Genomic DNA, 19,852 nt, shown 5'->3' with positions numbered 1-19,852 from the left:
AAAAAAGGTGCGAAGAAAAGGTGTGAAAAACAGCTGAGACGGGCAAGGTGCGTCAGGCATGCTCGCTGACCGGCACCTTGGCGAGAACTGGCATGCAGATCCGCAGGCTATTCGACGAAGTAGCGCAGCCTGGCTGCCACATCGTCGAATTTCTCCTGGGCGGGGAGAGGGGCGGTCCAATGGAAATGCTGGAATCCGGAAAATGCATTGCCGGCACAGCGGCCATCACTCTTGCTGAACGGCCACCATCACTGCATACGCCTTGAAGACAGCGGTAGCGGTCTGGCCCACGGCCAGCGATAGCGCATCGACAGCGTCATTGGTCAGGCTGGCGGTCATACAGGCGCCGCCAGGCAAGGTCAACACCACCAGCGACGATACCGCGCCACGCTCCACGCGCGAGACCGTGCCTTCGAACTGATTGCGTGCCGAGAGGGCAAAGCCGGAAAAATCGGTGACCAGTACCACTGCCGATGACTTGATCAGTGCAATCGCATTGCCGCCGATCTTGATCTTGAGCCGGTTGGCGGCGGTCGTCGTCATGGTGGCCACGATCTCTTGCGCGCCGGCGATGGTGACGGTGACTTGCGTAGTGACAGGGCCGGTATCGATCGCACTGATGACGCCGGCGAATTGATTACGTGCGCTGGTTTTCATTGCCATTCTCCTGAGCAGGCCAGCCAAGGCTGGCAGTTGATTAAGCCATGCCTCCTGCCGATGCAGGAATTCGAGATTGCGCCGTTGCAGCTCGCGCCACACGGCCAGCAGTTCCACCGCTGCCGGCGTGAGCCGGGTGCCACCGCCCCCTTTGCCGCCGGTAACGGTTTCAATCAATGCGCCATTGACCAGGTTGCCGGCTGACTCCAGCAGCATCCATGCGCCCTTGTAGCTGTAGCCCGCTGTACTGGCCGCGCGATTGATCGAGCCGGTTTGCGCGATGGCGTCGAGCAGGGCAAAGAAGCGCTGGTCCAGGCGATGCACCAGTTTCAGTTCGCTGCTCAACAAGATGGTATCGGTGGCAGGCAAGGGCTTCACGTCCTTGCCGCTGGCGTCAATTCCAGCGCGCTGGCCAGCAAGCTCAGGGCTGCGCGCGCTTGCTGGGGATCATGGCTGGCAGGCTTGAGCAGCAAACGATGCGGCCCTAGTTGTTCTTGCAGCTGGCCAATGCGCGCCGCGCATTGCGCCGGGTCGCCGATGATGGCGTTGGCCAGGATTACCTGATCGGAGGCATCGGCCTGGAACATGGGCGGGGCGCCGCCGGGCGCGAATTGCACCTGCATCATGCGCGGATACGCGCGTACACCTGCCAGGCCGTGGGCAAGCGCCTTGTTCACCTCAGGCTCGCAATGGAAAAAGCGGGCGATGGCAAACGGGAAGTGACCGCGCTGCGCGCGCTGTGCTGCCACCCGCGTACACACCTGCCCAAGATCGGCGGAGGGTGTGGCCATCAATCCGTAATTGTGGCGTGCGGCCAGATCAAGCGAATCTTCGCTCATGCTGGCCAGCCATACCGGAATGGGTCGTTGCAGCGGCTGCGGTTGCAACTGCACTCTGTCATAGTGAAAAAATCGGCCCTCGGTACTGAATGGCATGCCTTGCCATGCGCGCTGGATGACATCCAGCGCCTCAAGCATGCGTGCGCGCGCCTGATCGGCGCCACTCAAGCCGGCATGACGATACTGCTCGGGAAACGGGCCGCCACGTGCCACGCCGAATTCCATCCGGCCGTTGCTGAGCAGGTCCAGCGTGGCGACGTCCTCGGCAACCCGCAAGGGGTCATTGAGTGCGAGCAAAGAAGCCCCCGTACCGAGGCGGATGTGGGAAGTGCGTGCGGCGATCTGGGCTAGCAGCACCATCAAGGCGCTGCCGATGGCGAAGCTGCTGTAATGGTGCTCGGCGACCCAGACATCGTGATAGCCCAGGGCCTCTGCCACGACGGCATGATCGACGGTCTGCAGCAGCGCATCGCGCGCATTGCCGAGGGGATTTTCGACGTTGAGGAAGACACCGTATCGTTGCTGATATTCCGGCATGGCGGGTTCACAGGAAAAAGAGTTGGACATCACTCAGACCGGCCTCATCGAGATGCCAGTGCGGGCTATGCGATGTCCGATGGAGCAGTTCATGGTTCGGACCTTCCCGATGGCCGGATCAGGTCGGCTATCGGCGGCAGCATATCGGTGGCGGGCGAGTGGAACCAGCTACGTACCAGCTCATAGGGGTAGCGCCGTGGGGGGGCGATGCGCGCGTGACGCACCAGCAGATGTATCGACAAGGGTTCGGCCCAGGCCCAGAAGTCAGCGCGCAGCGCGGGAGGAAAACCGATATCGTCAAAGGTATGCCAAAGCTGTACCAGCCACAGTTCGCGCCCCGCTTCATCCAACAGCAACGGCAAGCCGGCGCCCGCTTGCAGATGGGCATGGCGTTGGCTGTAATAGAGCGGACCGCCGCATGACTCCACCACGAAGTCGGCGATCCGCGAGGTGACGCAATCAAAGCAATGGTGCGAACGTGCGAACAGGGGAGAATGACGCAGGCGTCGCATGTGATGGAGCACCAGCTTGCGCAAGCCGGATTCGTCACACAGTGCCAGCAGCCGGTGCGCCGGTTGCGGTAATACTGGCGGCTCGCATATCGCCTGCTGCGGGCCACGCGGCATGGCCGCGCCAGCCACCGGCCAGTTCAGGGTCAGATAGCAGGCCTGAGAGCAGGGCGCCCAGCACGCAAGTGGTGCACCAGGCTCGGGGGTTGAGGGCAGATTCATGATCAGCGATGGTGGATGACTGAGGTTTGTATAGCTCGCTACATAACGCTGGCTGGGCTGCCGGCTTGCGCTGCTCCATCCTTCATGCCAACCGGCGATGGCCATGACCTGCCTCGATAGCCAAAACCGTGCCACACCGGAATTCTCATTTAAATCAACGAGATGGCGAATATTCTCGGCAGTTGTGGCAGTTTCGATGCTTGTCGCAAAACCGACAAAGACGACACGATTGTCATCAACCCGCCAAAGCGACGTGAAGGTAAAACAGTCCTTGTGCGGCATGCTTGGCAAGCTTGATTCGCCCACACGCTTGGGCATGAAGTTTGCTTGCCTGGCACAGTAACTATTCGGTAACTACGCGGCGCTTTTTCTGTCGATTTTCTGGATCTCAACTTCACGGCAGAGGCCGCAGTCGGTTGCAGCGCTTTCAGGCAGCGCATTGGTTCCAGCATTCACCTATGGAGAGTCCGATGGCCACTATTCTTGACGACCGCAGTGTGAATTTGGAACTCGTCACGATTTACGAGATCAGCAAGATCTTGGGTTCGTCGCTGGATCTGTCAAAGACCTTGCGCGAAGTCCTCAACGTCCTCTCTGCCCACCTGGAAACGCGACGGGTCTTGCTGAGCCTGATGCAGGATTCCGGCGAGCTGCAACTGGTCAGCGCCATCGGCTTGAGCTACGAGGAATTCCAGAGCGGCCGATACCGGGTCGGCGAGGGCATTACCGGTACGATCTTCCAGACTGAAACTCCCATCGTCGTACGCGATCTGGCCCAGGAGCCCTTGTTCCTGGCCCGCACCAGCCCGCGTGAATCGCAAGACGGCGGCGTCGTTTCCTTCGTTGGCGTGCCGATCAAGGCCGCCCGCGAAATACTGGGCGTGCTGTGTGTGTTCCGGGAAGGCATGTCGCCCTCGCGCAGCGTTGATCATGAGGTGCGGCTGCTGACCATGGTGGCCAACCTGATCGGACAAACCGTCCGGCTGTATCGCAACGTGGCCGCCGAGCGCCAGCAATTGCAGGAAGAAAAGCGCCAGCTGTCCCGGCAACTCCAGGGCAAGTACAAGCTTGATAACGTGATCGGCATTTCCAAGGCGATGCAGGAAGTGTTCGCCCAGGTACACCAGTCTGCACCCTCGCGCTCGACCATGCTGCTGCGCGGCGAGAGCGGCACCGGCAAGGAAGTCATTGCGCGTGCCATCCACTATCTCAGTCCGCGCAAGGATGGGCCCTTCATCAAGGTCAACTGTGCGGCCTTGTCGGAAACCTTGCTGGAATCCGAATTGTTTGGCCACGAGAAGGGCGCCTTCACCGGGGCCCAGGGCGAACGCAAGGGGCGTTTCGAACTCGCCCATGGCGGCACCTTGTTCCTCGACGAGATCGGCGAGATCTCGCCGGCCTTCCAGGCCAAGCTGCTGCGGGTATTGCAGGAGCGTGAATTCGAACGGGTCGGCGGGTCGCGCTCCATCAAGGTGGACGTGCGTCTGGTCACCGCCACCAACCGCGACCTGGAGAAAGCCGTGGCCAAGGGCGAGTTCCGGGCCGACCTGTATTACCGCATCAATGTGGTCAGCATTTTCATTCCGCCGCTGCGCGAACGGCGTGAGGATATTCCCTACCTGGTGGAACACTTCCTGGAAAAATTCCGTATCGAGAACCAGCGTGCTATGGTGGCCATGTCGCCGCAGGCCATGAAGGTCATGATGAATTGCTACTGGCCGGGCAATGTGCGGGAACTGGAAAATTGTGTCGAGCGCACTGCCACCATGATGCGCGGCGATCTGATCAGCGAGGTTCATTTCTCCTGTCAGCAGAACAAATGCCTGACCAAGGTCTTGCATGAACCCGGTGGGCAGCAAGCAGTCGTGGTCGTGCCGCTGGAGCGTATCGCCACGCATACGGTGCCATCTTCGCCGAGCGGGATGGACAAGGACAAGTCACTGGCCGCTGCGCCCCCGACTTCCGAACGCGAACGCCTGATCTGGGCCATGGAGCAATGTGGCTGGGTGCAGGCCAAGGCAGCCCGTGCGCTCAACATCTCGCCGCGCCAGATGGGCTATGCGCTGCAGAAATTCAATATCGAGGTCAAGAAGTTCTGAAACTCGTCTGCGAGCGTGATGTAAGACGCTGCCAGATCAAAAGTCTTTTTCTCATTACCGTCCTCGTCCGGCGTGCGAGGTCTCTTCGGCGTCGCTCCAGCCGGTTGTTCTGATGGATTCCCCGGCTGGTACGTCCTCGCATTCTCCTTCTCCCCCCCACTGCGTCAGCCCCATTGCGGCTTGGCCGATCCCATGCGCCGGCCTGCGCTGCATTGTCGTGTTCATGACAAGCGCTACCCAAAATGTATCGCCGATTGTCGCTATCCTCACATCGCCACGTGATGAGATTTAACGCTATGCCGTTGAATTTATTGATTATTTTCTCTGGCACGGTTTTGGCTATGTCCTCAGGAGAAGGTCCAGGCATCACTTTCCTGAAAGGGACTATCCATGCAGCCCACACAGTACGTCGGTATCCAGGACATCAAAACGCTAGGCACCTTGCTGGACAAGGTAGCCGAACACAAAGGCTGTGGCACCAGCAGTGAAGGCGGCAAGGCCAGTTGCGGTTCATCCGTTGGTCCCGCCGACATGGCCCCCGAGGTTTGGGAAAAGGTCAAGAACCATCCGTGCTACAGCGAAGAGGCCCACCACCACTATGCCCGTATGCACGTGGCGGTGGCACCGGCCTGTAACATCCAGTGCAACTACTGCAACCGGAAATACGATTGCGCCAACGAGTCACGTCCGGGCGTGGTCAGCGAAAAGCTGACGCCCGAGCAGGCGGCCAAGAAGGTCTTTGCGGTGGCATCGACCATTCCCCAGATGACAGTGCTGGGCATTGCCGGTCCTGGCGACCCGTTGGCCAATCCGGCCAAGACCTTCAAGACCTTCGAACTGATCTCGCAGACTGCGCCCGATATCAAGCTGTGCCTGTCGACCAATGGCCTGGCCTTGCCCGACCACATCGACACCATCGCCGCCTTCAACGTCGACCACGTCACCATCACCATCAATATGGTCGATCCCGAGATCGGGCAGCACATCTATCCCTGGATCTATTACCAGAACAAGCGCTGGACCGGTATCGAGGCGGCCCGCATCCTGCACGAACGGCAGATGCTGGGATTGGAGATGCTCACTGCCCGCGGCATCCTGTGCAAGGTCAACTCGGTGATGATCCCGGGCATCAATGACCAGCATCTGGTGGAAGTCAATCGTGCGGTCAAGTCACGCGGTGCCTTCCTCCACAACATCATGCCGCTCATTTCGGCACCCGAGCATGGCACCGTGTTTGGCCTGAATGGCCAGCGCGGCCCCAGCGCCCAGGAGCTCAAGGCCTTGCAGGATGCCTGTGAAGGCGAGATGAACATGATGCGCCACTGCCGCCAGTGCCGCGCCGATGCGGTCGGCCTGTTGGGTGAAGACCGCAGCGCCGAATTCACCACCGAGAAGATCGAAGCGATGGAAGTGGCCTATGACGGCGCTACCCGCAAGGCCTACCAGGAGCTGGTGGAACAGGAGCGTCAAGCGAAATCGGCCGCCAAGGCCGCTGAGCAGCAGGAGCTGGCGCAGATGGCAGACCAGAGCGGTCTGACCTTGCTGGTGGCGGTGGCGACCAAGGGGCAGGGACGCGTCAACGAGCATTTCGGACACGTCAGCGAATTCCAGATCTATGAAGTCAGCAGCGCCGGCAGCAAGTTCGTCGGACACCGGCGCGTGGACCAGTACTGCCAGGGCGGCTATGGCGAGGAGGATGCGCTGGAGACTGTCATCCGTGCCATCAACGACTGCCATGCGGTGCTGGTGGCCAAGATCGGCGGCTGTCCCAAGGATGATCTGCAAAAGGTGGGCATTGAACCGGTGGACCGGTATGCCCACGAATTCATCGAGCAATCCGTCATCGCCTACTTCATGGATTACCTGGAGCGCGTGCGCAGCGGACAGATCGAGCATCGGCCACGGGGCGACGCCGATATCCGGCAGGGGGCTTACACCTCCGTGCAGTCCACGTCCGCCGCAGCGTAAGCAGCCAATCAGTTTCACGCAAGGAGAAAAAGCATGGCCTACAAGATCGTTGCCTCGCAGTGCACAGGGTGTTCCGCCTGCGAGCCCGAATGCCCGAACGTGGCGATTCGCGAAAAGAACGGGATCTTCGTGATCGATCCCAAGAAATGTACCGAATGTCTGGGACATTTCGATGAACCGCAATGCGTGGCCGTGTGCCCGGTCGATGGCACCTGTGTCATCGACAATGCCCAGCCGCGTTACCAGGCATAGGGAGGGGCGATGAACATCACCATCACCGCCGCCGCCGAAAAATTCATGCGCCGCATGGTGCGCTTCAATGGCGGTTCGGTCCAATCCGGCTTTCGGCTCAAGGTGAGTGCAGGCGGTTGTTCCGGGCTGAGTTCGGAGTTCTCGGTCCAGGCGCAGCCCACGCCAGGCGATGTCAGCCTCGACTGCAACGGTCTGGCCGTCTTCCTGCCTGCCGAAAGCCGGCTGCTGCTGGAGGGCGTGACCATCGATTTTGCCGACACCCTGAGTGAATCCGGGCTGACGTTCCGCAACCCGAATGCGCCGGCTGCCAGCTGCGGGACGCATGGCTCTGCGCCGTCGGCCACGGCTGCAGTGTCGATCTCCAGCATCCGGCGCAAGGCTTGAGCAATTGGATACAGAGCCCTTTGCGGCGACCGATTGGCAGGGACGGGCATTGTCGTGTGTCGACTGCGCGCAGATGGGCCGCCCCTCCACGCGGTGCGAACTGGCCAAGGCCTGCGTGCATGATCGTTATGCTCGGCGCATCGACCGGTTCTTTACGTGGAATCCGGCGCTGGCCAAGGAATTCCTGAGCCATCCCTATTTCGAGGTGAGGGCGGTGGCGGCCAAGCACGTGGAAGTGTTTTACCTGCCACGCATGATCGATGACCCGGATGCCACGGTGCGCTGGAGTGTGGCGCAGCGCTTGCCGCAGCGCCAGCTGCTGATGTTGCGGCAAGATCCGGATCGCGAGGTCCGTATCCAGGTGGCGCGGCGGCTGCACGTCGATCAGCTGCACCAGATGATGGGCGATGGCGATTATGGCGTGCGCCTAATCGTGGCGCAGCGTATCGAACCGCAATGGCTGGTGCGCATGCTGCACGATGAAGATCGCGAGGTGCGCCGCGTAGTGGCAGCAAGGGCGGGATCGGCGCTGCTGGGTGCGATGGCCAGGGATGAAGACGCTGCGGTACGCACGGTGGTGGCGCAACGCCTGGCACCGGCACAACTGGTGGCGTTGTGCCATGACCCGGACTGGCGTGTGCGCTACAGCGTGGCTGAACGCATCGATACGGCGCATCTTGGCTTGCTGTCGGACGATGAAGACGATGCGGTGCGCGCCTTGGCGCGTAATCGCAGCGGTTTGGCCTGAACTACGATGACATAGCAACTGGAGCTGGGACCATGAAGATCAACCGTGATGATGGCCGGGTCGAACTGGACGGGCCGCCGCAATTCAGCTATGGCGAAAAGGTCAGGAGCACCAAGACCATCCGCAACGATGGCACCTTCGCGGGCCGCGAGATCGGCGACATCCTGGTCAAGAAAGGCGATGTCGGCTATGTGACCAGTATCGGTACCTTCCTGCAGCAGTTCTACATCTACGGCATCGAATTCGTCGAACACGGTTACCGGGTCGGCATGAAAGGGCGCGAGCTGCAATCGCTCGACCAGCCCGTCACGTCCGGGCAGGCGGCCTGAATCCAGGGAGCGACAACATGATCGAACCACGCGTGGCCAGATATGCATGGGGACAGCGGGTGCAAGCCAGCATCGACCTGTTCAACGATGGCTCCTACCCGGACTGCGAGGCCGAGGCCCTGCTGGTGGCGCAGGGTACGCCAGGCGAAGTGGTGCAGGTGGGCATGCATGAAGAGTCCACCATCCCGGTGTATCTGGTGGAGTTTCCCGGCAACCGCGTAGTGGGTTGTCTGGAAGAAGAAATCGTCCTGCTGGAGCCGGCATGAACCAGACCATCGCCCAGGCCGATGGGTTGCCCACTGCAGGTGGCATCCGCAGGTGGCATCCCAATGAGCTGGATCTGCGGCGTATCGAACGCATGCTGCAGAAGCGCGCACGCTACCTGTATGTCGTGCCGCGCGTGGAGATGACCGCGAGCGGTTATCTGATCCAGAGTCCCTGTTGTTCGCGCAATATCGATGCCGAGGGCGGCATGGTCGATATCGCGCTGCTGGAATATCACGTCGAGCTGGGCGTATGGAAGCTCTTCCGCAAGGATCACCCGGAAGGCGGCTGGGAATTCTTCATGCTCGAACGCAGCCTGCAGGTCTTGATGGATTGCATCAACCGGGACACCGCAAGGTTGTTCTGGCAATGAGTGCGCCACCCATGGATACCACCATCTATCTCGACAACAACGCCACCACCCGGCCCACACCGGAAGTGCTGGCGGCCATGCAGGCCTGCCAGGATGAAGCCTGGGGCAATCCCTCCAGCAAGCACCGGGTCGGTGACGCTGCACGCCAGCGCATGAACAGTGCCCGCACGGAGGTGGCGGCCCTGCTCGCTGCCTCGGCGGCCGAACTGGTGTTCACCAGTGGCGCCACCGAAGCCAATCACATGGCCATCCTGGGCGCGCTGGCCGTGCAGCCGCAGCGGCGCCATATCGTGAGCAGCCTGGTGGAGCATCCTTCCACCTTGCTGCTGTTGCGGCATCTGCAGGCACAGGGCGTGCGCATCAGCTGGATCGCGGTGGATGAGCATGGCCAACTGCAGCTCGATGAACTGGCGGCGGCCATCACGCCAGATACCGCCCTGGTGAGCCTGATGTGGGCCAACAATGAGACCGGGGTGGTGTTTCCGATTGCCCGGGCGGCCGAACTGGCGCGCCAGCGCGGTGTGCTGTTCCATACCGACGCGGTGCAGGCAGTAAGCCGTGTTCCATGCGACGTGGCGGCCATGGGCGTGGATCTGCTGTCCTTGTCGGCGCACAAGCTGCACGGGCCCAAGGGTATCGGCGCCCTGTACGTGCGCAAGGGGATCAGGTTGCCGCCCTTGCTGTTCGGCCACCAGGAACGTGGCCGGCGCGGTGGTACCGAGGACGTGGCGGGCATCGTCGGGCTGGGCGTGGCAGCGGCCCAGGCGCGTGCGGCGCTGCCACGGATGCTGGCAGTGAGCGCATTGCGTCAGCGCTTCGAGCGCGGCCTGGCACGCCTGCCGCAGGTCAGGATCAATGGTGCGGGCGCAGCGCGTCTGCCCAATACGGTCAGCGTGCGTTTCGGCCAGGTCCATGCCGAACTGGTGCTGGAGCGCCTGGATCGCCTGGGAATTTGCGCCTCCAGCGGGTCGGCCTGTACCGCCAGCGGCGACATGCCCTCCCACGTGCTGATGGCCATGGGCTTGTCCAGCGAGCAGGCCGCGGCGACGCTACGCTTTTCGCTCTCCCGCGATACCCGCGACGACGAGATCGATGCGGTGCTGGCGGCCTTGTTGCAGATCGCGCAGATTGTCCAGCCCTTGCAGGCAAGAGTGGCCTAGGGAGCCTTACCGGACCAACCAATCAGGAGCCCAACATGAAGGTGATGATCCGCAAGAACTCGGCAGGCTTGCTGTCGGCCTATGTCCCCAAGAAAGATCTGGAAGAGCCCATCGTGGCGATGGAAAAGCCCGACATGTGGGGAGGCCACGTCACCCTGGCCAATGGCTGGCAATTGGCATTGCCAGCAATGGATGCGGCCACCGTATTGCCGGTGACCATCGATGCACGCCGTCTGGGCGAATGAGGAGCCGATGCGATGAGCCTGTCGGTCCAGCAATTGGCCGCTGTCCAGGAGGTGCTGCAGGATGCCGCCCATGCCAACGCCCTGGCGGCCCTGCGCAGCGCCTTGCCGCGCCTGGTGTGCAGCCGTTGCGACCAGGAGGACATGCGCGGCGAAACGCCTTACTGGCGCGGGCACAGATATGCCTTGTACCTGGTCGATACCGATGCCCATTGCTGGCGTGTGGTCGATGGCCCCGATGAGGCCAGCGGCGTGGTGATCGTCCGTTTGTCCTGAGTTGAGCCAATACCCGGAGGAGTGCATCACATGGAACAGGAATGGATCAAATTGTCGGACCCCGACGTCAGCACCCGCGAGCTGGAAGCCGTCACGCGGGTGCTGGTGTCGTCGGGCCTGTCCGCCGGCCCGGTGGTCGAGTCCTTCGAAAACGAATTTGCCTCCTACCTCGGCCGTACCTATGGCGTGGCCGCTGCCAGCGGTACGGTGGCGCTGATGCTGGCCTTGCGAGCCATGGGGATCCGTGCCGGTGATGAGGTGATTGCCTCCGCGTACTCCTGGCATCAGATCGTCCATGCCATCACGCTGGTCGGAGCGACGCCGGTGTTTGCCGACATCGACTACTGGAGCGGCAACCTGGCACCGCACAAGGTGGCCGACAAGATCAGCCAGCGCACGCGCGCTATCGTGGTGGGCAATTGCAACGGCCATCCGGCCGCCTGGGCCGAGTTCCGCCAGCTGGCACAGGCGCATGGCCTGCGCCTGATCGAGGATTCCACCGAAGCCATCGGTTCGCGTTACCAGGGTCGCGTGGTGGGCAACTTCGGTGACATTGCCATCTTCGATTTTTCGCAGCCCTCGGCGCTGTGCTGTGGCGAGGGCGCCATGCTGGTCACCGATGACCCGGAGCTGGCCAGTGAATTGCACTATATGCGCAACCGCAATCTGGGCGATCGCCAGTCCATTGCCGTGGCCAGCCGGGTCCCGATGCAGGCGTCGATGAGCGATCTGAGCGCAGCCATCGGCATCGCGCAGTTGGAGCGGCTTGATGAAATCCTGCTGCGGCGCAAGCAGGTCGAGGCCTACTACCTGAAGCACGTGCAGTTTTTCGAGGGCATCAAACCGCCCTATATCGGCCCTGACGTCGACGAGGTGTACTGGATGCTGTACCTGGTCCACCTGGGTACACGCTTCACCCGCACCATGCGCAACCAGATCATCGAAGACCTGGCCAGCCAGGAAGTGGAAGCCGCCGCCTGGTGCCAGCCGCTGCACCAGCAGTTCTACTACAGCTGCTTTGGCTGCAAGCGCGGAGATCTGTTGCTGACCGAGAAGATCGCCGACCGCTGCATTGCCTTGCCCTTGCACGGGCACCTCAATACCGACGAAGTGCACTTCATCGTGCAGGCGGCCAAGGATGCCTCCAGCAATGTCGGTGCCGGGGCGGCGATCTACTGAGCGGGGCGCATGGCTTTTTCCGATTTTTCATCTCCGGTCTCATTGACCTCATTCATTACAAAGGAGTCCTGACCATGCCCGTCGTTACCATCCAACCCTCCGGCAAGACCATCGAGGTGAGCATCGGCACCACGCTGCTGGCCGCCGTCATGAAGGCTGGCGAAGCCATTGCCAACAAGTGCCAGGGCAAGGCCGAGTGCGGCGCTTGCCACATCTTCGTGCTGGAAGGCCGCAAGGGCGTCTCGCGTACCACCCCGACGGAAAACGCCAAACTCGACAGCATCGTGGGTGTCGGTTCCAAGTCGCGCCTGGCCTGCCAGGTGATCGTGGGCGAGGACGACGTCACCCTCGAATTGCTCAATTTCGCCTCCGGGCGCTGAACCTGCCTGAACGCCTGCGCCGAGGAGCCATCGCCATGCCTACCACTGAGGACACCTTGCAAGACCTGTTCGATGCGCTCACCAAGGGGGAGCTCATTCCTTACCTGGGTCCGGGCTTGCTGAGGCAGGTGCCGGATGGCCCGCTGCCCGATTCGCAGGAAAAACTGGCGGCGCTGCTGGCCGCTCAGGTCACGGTGCCGCACAAGATCCGCAATCGGCTCACGGCTACTGCGCAATTCATCGAGAACTTCAAGCATCGCAAGAGCCTGGTGCAATTGATGCAGGGGGCATTCTCCGCCGCTCTGCCGCCGTTGCCACTACAGCAGGCGCTGGCCGGCATGCCGGAGATCCCGATGATCGTCGCGCTCTGGTATGACGATGCCATGCGCAACGCCATGCTCGCCAGCGGCCGCGATGACTGGGGGCAGGTGCAGGGGTTGTCGCAGTCCGAGCATTTCGGCACCTGGTACCAGTATTACGATGGCAGTGGGCAGGCGGTCCAGGAGAGCATCGTGTCGAGCTGGAACACCTTGCTGTATCAGCCCGTTGGCGCGCATGCACCGGCCGCCAACTATCTCGTGTCGGACTCCGATTTCGTCGAAGTGCTCACCGAGATCGACATCCAGACGCCGATTCCAGCGCACGTGCAGGCACTGCGGCAAGGCCGTCATTTCCTGTTCATCGGCTGCCGTTTCAACGATCAGCTGCAGCGCAGTTTTGCGCACCAGATCACCAAGCGCTCATCGGCGCGGCATTGGGCGGTGCTGGCGGAGCCGCCCTCGCGCAATGAACAGCGCTTCCTGGAGGAACATGGTATCGAGGTGCTCCCCATGGAAACGGCGGACTTCTCAGCGCTGCTGTGTGCGCAACTGGGGCTGCCGGTGTGATGGGTCACTTCAGTTTGTTGCGCAATTCCGATGGACGGTAATTGCTGAGGTGTCCCTCGCGGGCGGCTTGCGTCCGGGCGCGCTGCAGGATGCCGGCGCTCTTGCCCGGTGCCCGGGGTGCCGATACCTGCCGGAGTACCGCATGGCTGCCGCAGCCCGGGCAGGCTGGCGTGTCGCCGGTGCGGACCAGTTTCTCAAAATGCGTGTCGCAGGCGGTACAGAGAAAGTCGAAAAGGGGCATGGTCGGCTCGCTGGTGTTGAGGGGGCGTTCGCGCAGGGTGGGGCAGCATTCCTGATGGCTGGCAGCCACCCGACCCTGTGGCGTCATACCGGGCGGTTTTCCTTGATCTTGATCGGCCCCATCAACTCCAGGCCGCGCTGGAAGCTGATCTCTTCGAATTTTCCGTTGAAGCGCAGGGCACCGTCGGCCACCGCCAGGATCTTTTCAGCGGTGTCGAGTTTCTTGAGATCGCCACGCTCGATGTGGAACAATTCCAGCAGCTCGTTATAGACCGTCGATTCGTCCAGCGGCATCACGTAGAACGTGGCACCGCCATAAGGAATCCGGAAACGCAGCGAGATGTCCAGGTTGCAGGCGAAGAAGAAGTACTTGCCATCGGCGGCCAGCTTGTCCCCCAGCACTTCGCACAGCAGCTTGATGTGTTCCAGCGAAGGCGCCATGCCGGCCAGGAAAGGAATGGTGGCGCTGCCCACGTCGGCCACCGTCATCACCTGGTCCAGCTTGATTTCCGGGGGACGCTTTTCGTCGGCCAGGCTGGCCTGGTATTTGAGCGCGATTTCACCACGGAAGGCGACGCGTCCATTGCGTTTGGTCGGGCCCTTGAAGACCGGGCTCAGCAGACGGCCGTCATTGTCGAGATCGGCCAGCGGGGTATTTGCGAGAGTGCTCATGGAGTTTCCTTATTGGTTGCACAGAAAATCGGCAGTCTTGAAAAATGCGGCACCCAGTTGCTGCCGCAACACCTCGTCGGGTACCAGTTCTTGCAGCGCCTGGTTCATGCAGGCCATCCAGGCATCGCGTGCGGCAGGATCGATGGCAAATCCCGCGTGCGCCTGGCGCAGGCGGGGGTGGCCGAACGCCTCGGCATACAGGGGTGGGCCGCCCAGCCAACCGGAGAGGAACATGAACAGGCGCTGCCTGGCCGGCGCCAGGTCGGCCGGATGCATGGCGCGTACCACGGCCGCCTGGGGCAGCTGGTCCATCAGGGCGTAGAAGCGGTCGACCAGTTGCCGCACGACCGGCTCTCCGCCAATCTGCTGGTAATGCGGATTGGCCAGCGCCGGAGGGATCGATGGCCCCGCCATCGGTGCAGCCCGATGCGGCAGCTTCAAGGGGAGGCGGGTCGCGCACATGGTCTTACACCACCGTCACCGCGATGCCCAGGCCCAGGGGCGTGCGTCGGCCCAGTTGGGCATCGACCTTGCGGCGCACGCCCTCCAGCGTGAGCGGACGCAGCAGGGTGGAGTTGGCACCTTGCGCCAGCGCTTGCCGGACATGGCTGTCATCGGCGCTGTCGCAGACCACCACGATCTTCATGGCCGGATGCTGCTGGCGCAACTGCGCCAGTACTTCCATGCCCTCCTTGGCGAGATTGCCCTGACCCAGCAAGAGCAGATCGGGCGGCCAGTCCCGCCCCTTGCGCAAGGCACTCTCCACATCCGCCAGCAGATGCGCCTCGCACTCGTCGGCAAGCATGAACTGCAGCGCCAACCCGCTGACGTCATCACAGTCGACGATGAAGACCCGCTTGTTGTCGACCGCGCGCTGGCTGTCTACACCGATTTGCATGGTTTGCTCCTTGCGTGAGTGATCGCTGACCGGGCCGCCTGGCGCAGCCTTCTTTGCCCTGCAATTCATCCCGATAGCAAACATCGTTCCCGTTATCAGTCAGCAGCTCCTCCTTGCTTTCCACAGGCCGCAACCAGGCCTGTAGCTGCGGGTCGGCGGGCCGACAGGGGACCGCCGGCGTGGTTTGCTACACGTATGTGTTGGGTGCGCGGGCTTGTATCGTTCCCGACAGACTGGGTGCCGTTTGTGCGGTTTGCAACACCAGAAACAAGTGGATTAAGAGCTTGCGAAAAATACCGTTTTCATCAATTAAATCAATGACTTGAGATCATTTTCTGATGGTGGCACGGCATTTGCAGAGAGGGGTGTGCACCGACGATGACTTGCCGAATGCGTGACTTGAGACGAAGACCAATAAAAGTTTCGAAGCGGCGCCCCAACGGCTGCAAGTGTGATGACAAAACTGCTTTGAACGACATCGTAATTTCTTACACCAGAGCTACACCGCTTATTTCTAGGAGAATCAAATGGCCTCACTCAGACAAATCGCCTTCTACGGCAAAGGCGGCATCGGCAAGTCCACCACGTCGCAAAATACCCTGGCCGCGCTGGCCCAGATGGGGCAGCGCATCCTCATCGTCGGCTGCGATCCCAAGGCTGATTCGACCCGCCTGATCCTGCACGCCAAGGCCCAGGACACCATCCTGTCGCTGGCTGCCGATGCCGGTTCGGTGGAGGACCTGGAGCTGGAAGACGTCATGAAGATCGGCTACCAGAACATCCGTTGCGTCGAATCCGGCGGCCCGGAGCCGGGCGTGGGCTGCGCCGGCCGCGGTGTGATCACCTCGATCAACTTCCTCGAAGAGGAGGGCGCCTATGAAAACGCCGACTACGTTTCCTATGACGTGCTGGGCGACGTGGTGTGCGGTGGCTTTGCCATGCCGATCCGTGAAAACAAGGCGCAGGAAATCTACATCGTGATGTCCGGCGAGATGATGGCCATGTACGCCGCCAACAACATCTCCAAGGGCATTTTGAAGTACGCCAACTCCGGTGGCGTGCGTCTGGGCGGTCTGATCTGCAACGAGCGCCAGACCGACAAGGAACTGGAACTGGCCACCGCCCTGGCCGCCAAGCTCAACAGCAAGCTGATCCATTTCGTGCCGCGCGACAACATCGTGCAGCACGCCGAGCTGCGCCGCATGACCGTGCTGGAATACGCGCCCGATTCCAAGCAGGCTGGTGAATACCGCACCCTGGCCAACAAGATCCACGAAAACGCCGGCAACGGCACCATCCCCACCCCGATCACCATGGACGAGCTGGAAGACCTGCTGATGGAGCATGGCTTGATGCCTGTCGTTGATGAATCGATGGTGGGCAAGACGGTCGAAGTAGCGGCCTGAACATCATCTTCTGCCTGCTGTTGATGCTGCAAGGTCCTGGTCGCTCCAGCTTCTGTTTTTCGAAGCGAAGGCGGCCAGGACCGCAAGAAAAAGGGTAGCGCAGGTTTGTTGACCGGACTGGCATACGACCGGGTATGTCTCCCGCGACTAATTTTATCGGAGGGCCCATGAGCCTCACAGTTGAAGAAACCACGGCACGCAATACGGAATTGATCAATGAGGTCCTCAAGGCCTATCCGGACAAGACCGCCAAGCGTCGCGCCAAGCATCTGACCACCCAGGAAGAGGGCAAGTCGGATTGCAACGTCAAATCCAACATCAAGTCGATCCCCGGCGTGATGACCATTCGCGGCTGCGCCTATGCCGGTTCCAAGGGCGTGGTCTGGGGACCGATCAAGGACATGATCCACATCAGCCATGGTCCGGTCGGCTGTGGCCAGTACTCCTGGGGCTCGCGCCGCAACTATTACATCGGCAAGACCGGTATCGATAGTTTCGTGACCATGCAGTTCACGTCCGATTTCCAGGAAAAGGACATCGTCTTCGGCGGTGACAAGAAGCTGGAAAAGATCGTCGACGAGATCCAGGAACTGTTCCCGCTCAACAAGGGAATTTCGGTGCAGTCCGAATGCCCGATCGGCCTGATCGGTGACGACATCGAAGCGGTGTCCAAGAAGAAGTCCAAGCAATATGACGGCCATACCATCGTGCCGGTGCGCTGCGAAGGCTTCCGTGGGGTGTCGCAGTCACTGGGCCACCACGTGGCCAACGACGCCATCAAGGAATGGGTGCTGGACAAGATGGACCCGGAGAAGAACCAATTCGTGGCCACTCCGTATGACGTGGCCATCATCGGTGACTACAACATCGGCGGCGATGCCTGGTCCTCGCGCATCCTGCTGGAGGAAATCGGTCTGCGCGTGATCGCCCAGTGGTCCGGCGACGGCACCCTCGCTGAAATGGAAAACACGCCCAAGGCCAAGCTCAACGTGCTGCACTGCTATCGCTCGATGAACTACATCTCGCGCCATATGGAAGAGAAATTCGGCATTCCCTGGGTCGAGTACAACTTCTTCGGCCCCAGTCAGATCGAGACATCGCTGCGCCAGATTGCCAGTCACTTCGACGACAAGATCAAGGAAGGCGCCGAGCGCGTCATCGCCAAGTACAAGGCCCTCACCGATGCCGTGATCGCCAAGTACCGTCCGCGCCTGGAAGGCAAGACCGTGATGCTGTTCGTCGGTGGCCTGCGTCCGCGTCACGTGATCGATGCCTATGGCGACCTGGGCATGAAGGTGGTGGGCACCGGTTATGAATTCGGCCACAACGACGACTACCAGCGCACCACCCACTATGTGGAAGACGGCACGCTGATCTACGACGACGTGACCGGCTATGAATTCGAGAAGTTCGTCGAGAAGATCGAGCCCGATCTGGTCGGCTCCGGGATCAAGGAGAAATACGTCTTCCAGAAGATGGGCGTGCCGTTCCGCCAGATGCACTCCTGGGATTACTCGGGCCCGTATCACGGCTATGACGGCTTCGCCATCTTCGCCCGCGACATGGACATGGCCATCAATAGCCCGGTGTGGAGCATGGCCAAGGCGCCGTGGAAGGCTTGAGCCGAATCGATTCGGAGATGGATGGACGCAGCACTGTGTCCGCCGCCTGTCGTCCATCCGACCCGAGCCTGGATCATTTGATCAGTTGAATTGAAGGGGTATCATCATGCCGCAAAACGCCGATAGCGTTCTGGACCACGAGAATCTGTTCCGTCAGCCGGAATACCGCGAACTGCTCGCCCGCAAGAAAGACGAGTTCGAGTTCGCCGTTCCGCTGGACAAGGTTCAGGACGTGGCCGAATGGACCAAGACCAAGGAATATCAGCAAAAGAACTTCGCCCGCGAGGCGCTGACCATCAATCCGGCCAAGGCTTGCCAGCCGCTGGGTGCGGTGTATGCCGCCGTCGGCTTCCAGAACACGCTGCCGTTTGTGCATGGATCGCAGGGCTGCGTGGCGTATTACCGTTCGCACTTTTCGCGTCACTTCAAGGAACCGACTTCCTGCGTATCGTCGTCGATGACCGAAGACGCCGCCGTCTTCGGTGGTCTCAACAACATGATCGACGGCCTGGCCAATGCCCTGAGCCTGTACAAGCCGGAGATGATCGCCGTCTCCACCACCTGCATGGCCGAGGTGATCGGTGATGACCTCGACTCCTTCATCAAGAATGCCAAGGACAAAGGCAGCGTGCCGGCGGAATATGACGTGCCGTTCGCCCATACCCCGGCCTTCGTCGGCAGCCACGTGACCGGCTACGACAATGCCTTGAAAGGCATCCTGACCCACTTCTGGGATGGCAAGGCCGGCACCGTGCCGGCGCTGGAAAGAAAACCCAACGATCGCATCAACTTCATCGGCGGTTTCGATGGCTTCGTGGTCGGCAACCTGCCCGAGGTCAAGCGCATCTTCAAGCTGATGGGCGTGGATGGCACCATCGTGTGTGATCCCTCGGAAGTCTGGAATACCCCGACCGACGGCCAGTTCCGCATGTACAGTGGCGGTACCACCAAGCAGGAAGTGATCGAGGCCCTCGACGCCAAGGCCACCGTGGTGTTCCAGGAGTTCAGCACGCTCAAGACTGCCAAGTACATCGCGGAGAAGGGCCAGGAAGTGGTCGCCCTCAACCATCCGATGGGCGTGGCCGGTACGGACCGGTTCCTGATGGAGCTGTCACGCCTGAGCGGCCAGCCCATCCCGGCCGAACTGGAGCTGGAGCGCGGCCGCCTGGTCGATGCCATCGCCGATTCGCAGGCGCACTTGCATGGCAAGAAGTTTGCCTTGTATGGCGACCCCGACATGATGATCGGCATGACCCAGTTCCTGCTGGAGCTGGGCTGCGAGCCGACCCACATCCTGTCCACCAACGGCGACGCCGAATGGGCGGCCAAGGTGCAGGCGCTGCTGGACGGGTCTCCCTTCGGCAAGGACTGCAAGGTCTATCCCAAGCGCGACTTGTGGCACCTGCGCTCCCTGCTGTTCACGGAGCCGGTGGACTTCCTGATCGGCAATACCTACGGCAAGTACCTGGAACGCGATTGCGGCGTGCCGCTGATCCGCCTGGTGTTCCCGGTCTTCGACCGCCATCACTACCATCGCTTCCCCATCTGGGGTTATGCCGGTGCGATGCGCGTGCTGGTGATGATCCTCGACGAATACTTCGAAGCCCTGGATGCCAATACGGTGGTGGCCGGCGAGACCGATTATTCCTACGACATCATCCGCTGAGCGCGCTGGACGTCCCGCCAGTCAGAAGTGCTGCCTGGCGGGA

General features: G+C 61.4%; 24 protein-coding genes. 17 read left to right on the top strand and 7 right to left on the bottom strand.

The features are described from left to right. Positions 1–225: 225 nt before the first annotated feature. The 3 genes from I5R65_RS01480 to I5R65_RS01470 form a co-directional block, all read right to left on the bottom strand. The gene (locus I5R65_RS01480; RefSeq protein WP_196871957.1) at positions 226–1,035 is read right to left on the bottom strand and encodes a TOBE domain-containing protein; all 810 of its coding nucleotides are present in this window, start codon (positions 1,033–1,035) and stop codon (positions 226–228) included. Beyond that, the gene (locus I5R65_RS01475) at positions 1,032–2,033 is read right to left on the bottom strand and encodes an LLM class flavin-dependent oxidoreductase (protein WP_196872145.1); all 1,002 of its coding nucleotides are present in this window, start codon (positions 2,031–2,033) and stop codon (positions 1,032–1,034) included. The genes I5R65_RS01480 and I5R65_RS01475 overlap by 4 nt, the downstream gene beginning before the upstream one ends. A gap of 89 nt (positions 2,034–2,122) precedes the next feature. Beyond that, entirely contained in the window at positions 2,123–3,082 is a 960-nt protein-coding gene (locus tag I5R65_RS01470; RefSeq protein ID WP_370545776.1) for a hypothetical protein, read from the bottom strand. Between the two features lie 152 nt (positions 3,083–3,234). Between I5R65_RS01470 and nifA the strand changes: the two genes are divergently transcribed. The 14 genes from nifA (at position 3,235) to I5R65_RS01400 (ending at position 13,305) form a co-directional block, all read left to right on the top strand. Beyond that, complete coding sequence (gene nifA, locus I5R65_RS01465; protein ID WP_196871956.1) at positions 3,235–4,863, top strand: nif-specific transcriptional activator NifA; 1,629 nt, start codon at positions 3,235–3,237, stop codon at positions 4,861–4,863. Positions 4,864–5,253: 390 nt separating this feature from the next. After that, the gene (gene nifB, locus I5R65_RS01460; RefSeq protein WP_196871955.1) at positions 5,254–6,831 is read left to right on the top strand and encodes a nitrogenase cofactor biosynthesis protein NifB; all 1,578 of its coding nucleotides are present in this window, start codon (positions 5,254–5,256) and stop codon (positions 6,829–6,831) included. 33 nt (positions 6,832–6,864) lie between these two features. Continuing rightward, on the top strand, positions 6,865–7,083 hold the full coding sequence (locus tag I5R65_RS01455; RefSeq protein ID WP_006463073.1) for a 4Fe-4S dicluster domain-containing protein: 219 nt from the start codon (positions 6,865–6,867) through the stop codon (positions 7,081–7,083). 9 nt (positions 7,084–7,092) lie between these two features. After that, positions 7,093–7,467: an iron-sulfur cluster assembly accessory protein gene (locus tag I5R65_RS01450; RefSeq protein WP_196871954.1), complete on the top strand. Its 375-nt coding sequence runs from the start codon at positions 7,093–7,095 to the stop codon at positions 7,465–7,467. A 4-nt stretch (positions 7,468–7,471) separates the two neighbouring features. Further along, on the top strand, positions 7,472–8,215 hold the full coding sequence (locus tag I5R65_RS01445) for a 4Fe4S-binding leucine-rich repeat protein (RefSeq protein ID WP_196871953.1): 744 nt from the start codon (positions 7,472–7,474) through the stop codon (positions 8,213–8,215). Positions 8,216–8,247: 32 nt separating this feature from the next. After that, positions 8,248–8,544 (top strand): nitrogen fixation protein NifZ, encoded by a 297-nt coding sequence (locus I5R65_RS01440; RefSeq protein ID WP_006463077.1) that lies wholly within the window; start codon positions 8,248–8,250, stop codon positions 8,542–8,544. A 17-nt stretch (positions 8,545–8,561) separates the two neighbouring features. After that, positions 8,562–8,810, top strand: a complete 249-nt coding sequence (locus I5R65_RS01435; protein WP_006463078.1) for a nitrogen fixation protein NifZ — start codon at positions 8,562–8,564, stop codon at positions 8,808–8,810. Continuing rightward, positions 8,807–9,181: a hypothetical protein gene (locus I5R65_RS01430; RefSeq protein WP_196871952.1), complete on the top strand. Its 375-nt coding sequence runs from the start codon at positions 8,807–8,809 to the stop codon at positions 9,179–9,181. Before I5R65_RS01435 ends, I5R65_RS01430 begins: the two co-directional genes overlap by 4 nt. A gap of 11 nt (positions 9,182–9,192) precedes the next feature. Beyond that, on the top strand, positions 9,193–10,341 hold the full coding sequence (locus tag I5R65_RS01425) for a cysteine desulfurase family protein (protein ID WP_196871951.1): 1,149 nt from the start codon (positions 9,193–9,195) through the stop codon (positions 10,339–10,341). A 35-nt stretch (positions 10,342–10,376) separates the two neighbouring features. Then, positions 10,377–10,586, top strand: coding sequence for a putative nitrogen fixation protein NifT (nifT, locus tag I5R65_RS01420; protein ID WP_006463081.1), 210 nt, complete (start codon positions 10,377–10,379; stop codon positions 10,584–10,586). Between the two features lie 12 nt (positions 10,587–10,598). Further along, a complete protein-coding gene (locus tag I5R65_RS01415; RefSeq protein ID WP_196871950.1) occupies positions 10,599–10,859 on the top strand; it encodes an HCV capsid domain containing protein in 261 nt (86 codons plus the stop codon). Positions 10,860–10,889: 30 nt separating this feature from the next. Next, positions 10,890–12,038, top strand: a complete 1,149-nt coding sequence (locus tag I5R65_RS01410; RefSeq protein ID WP_196871949.1) for a DegT/DnrJ/EryC1/StrS aminotransferase family protein — start codon at positions 10,890–10,892, stop codon at positions 12,036–12,038. 74 nt (positions 12,039–12,112) lie between these two features. Continuing rightward, positions 12,113–12,418 carry a 2Fe-2S iron-sulfur cluster-binding protein gene (locus I5R65_RS01405; RefSeq protein ID WP_196871948.1) on the top strand — a complete coding sequence of 102 codons (306 nt, stop codon included), beginning with the start codon at positions 12,113–12,115 and terminating at the stop codon, positions 12,416–12,418. 35 nt (positions 12,419–12,453) lie between these two features. Further along, entirely contained in the window at positions 12,454–13,305 is an 852-nt protein-coding gene (locus I5R65_RS01400; protein WP_196871947.1) for an SIR2 family protein, read from the top strand. A gap of 4 nt (positions 13,306–13,309) precedes the next feature. On the opposite strand, the gene I5R65_RS01395 is transcribed toward I5R65_RS01400, so the two are convergent. From I5R65_RS01395 to I5R65_RS01380, 4 genes are read right to left on the bottom strand one after another with little or no spacing between them, the layout of a single operon-like run. Beyond that, positions 13,310–13,633, bottom strand: coding sequence for an FmdB family zinc ribbon protein (locus I5R65_RS01395; protein WP_370545774.1), 324 nt, complete (start codon positions 13,631–13,633; stop codon positions 13,310–13,312). Beyond that, positions 13,630–14,217: a hypothetical protein gene (locus I5R65_RS01390; RefSeq protein WP_196871946.1), complete on the bottom strand. Its 588-nt coding sequence runs from the start codon at positions 14,215–14,217 to the stop codon at positions 13,630–13,632. The genes I5R65_RS01395 and I5R65_RS01390 overlap by 4 nt, the downstream gene beginning before the upstream one ends. 9 nt (positions 14,218–14,226) lie before the next feature. Beyond that, the gene (locus tag I5R65_RS01385; RefSeq protein ID WP_196872142.1) at positions 14,227–14,631 is read right to left on the bottom strand and encodes a group II truncated hemoglobin; all 405 of its coding nucleotides are present in this window, start codon (positions 14,629–14,631) and stop codon (positions 14,227–14,229) included. Between the two features lie 52 nt (positions 14,632–14,683). Further along, complete coding sequence (locus I5R65_RS01380) at positions 14,684–15,115, bottom strand: response regulator (protein ID WP_196871945.1); 432 nt, start codon at positions 15,113–15,115, stop codon at positions 14,684–14,686. 527 nt (positions 15,116–15,642) lie between these two features. On the opposite strand from I5R65_RS01380, the gene nifH reads away from it, so the two are divergent. From nifH to nifK, 3 genes are all read left to right on the top strand, one after another. Next, positions 15,643–16,521: a nitrogenase iron protein gene (gene nifH / locus I5R65_RS01375; RefSeq protein WP_196871944.1), complete on the top strand. Its 879-nt coding sequence runs from the start codon at positions 15,643–15,645 to the stop codon at positions 16,519–16,521. A gap of 167 nt (positions 16,522–16,688) precedes the next feature. After that, positions 16,689–18,143, top strand: a complete 1,455-nt coding sequence (gene nifD, locus I5R65_RS01370; RefSeq protein ID WP_196871943.1) for a nitrogenase molybdenum-iron protein alpha chain — start codon at positions 16,689–16,691, stop codon at positions 18,141–18,143. 106 nt (positions 18,144–18,249) lie between these two features. Continuing rightward, positions 18,250–19,809: a nitrogenase molybdenum-iron protein subunit beta gene (gene nifK / locus I5R65_RS01365; RefSeq protein ID WP_196871942.1), complete on the top strand. Its 1,560-nt coding sequence runs from the start codon at positions 18,250–18,252 to the stop codon at positions 19,807–19,809. Positions 19,810–19,852 lie beyond the last annotated feature (43 nt).

Origin of the sequence: Herbaspirillum sp. AP02 (assembly GCF_015767275.1) — a bacterium.
Taxonomy (GTDB): Bacteria; Pseudomonadota; Gammaproteobacteria; order Burkholderiales; family Burkholderiaceae_D; genus Herbaspirillum.
Note: the sequence above shows the minus strand (reverse complement) of the source record. Positions and strands in the feature narration are given on the sequence as shown.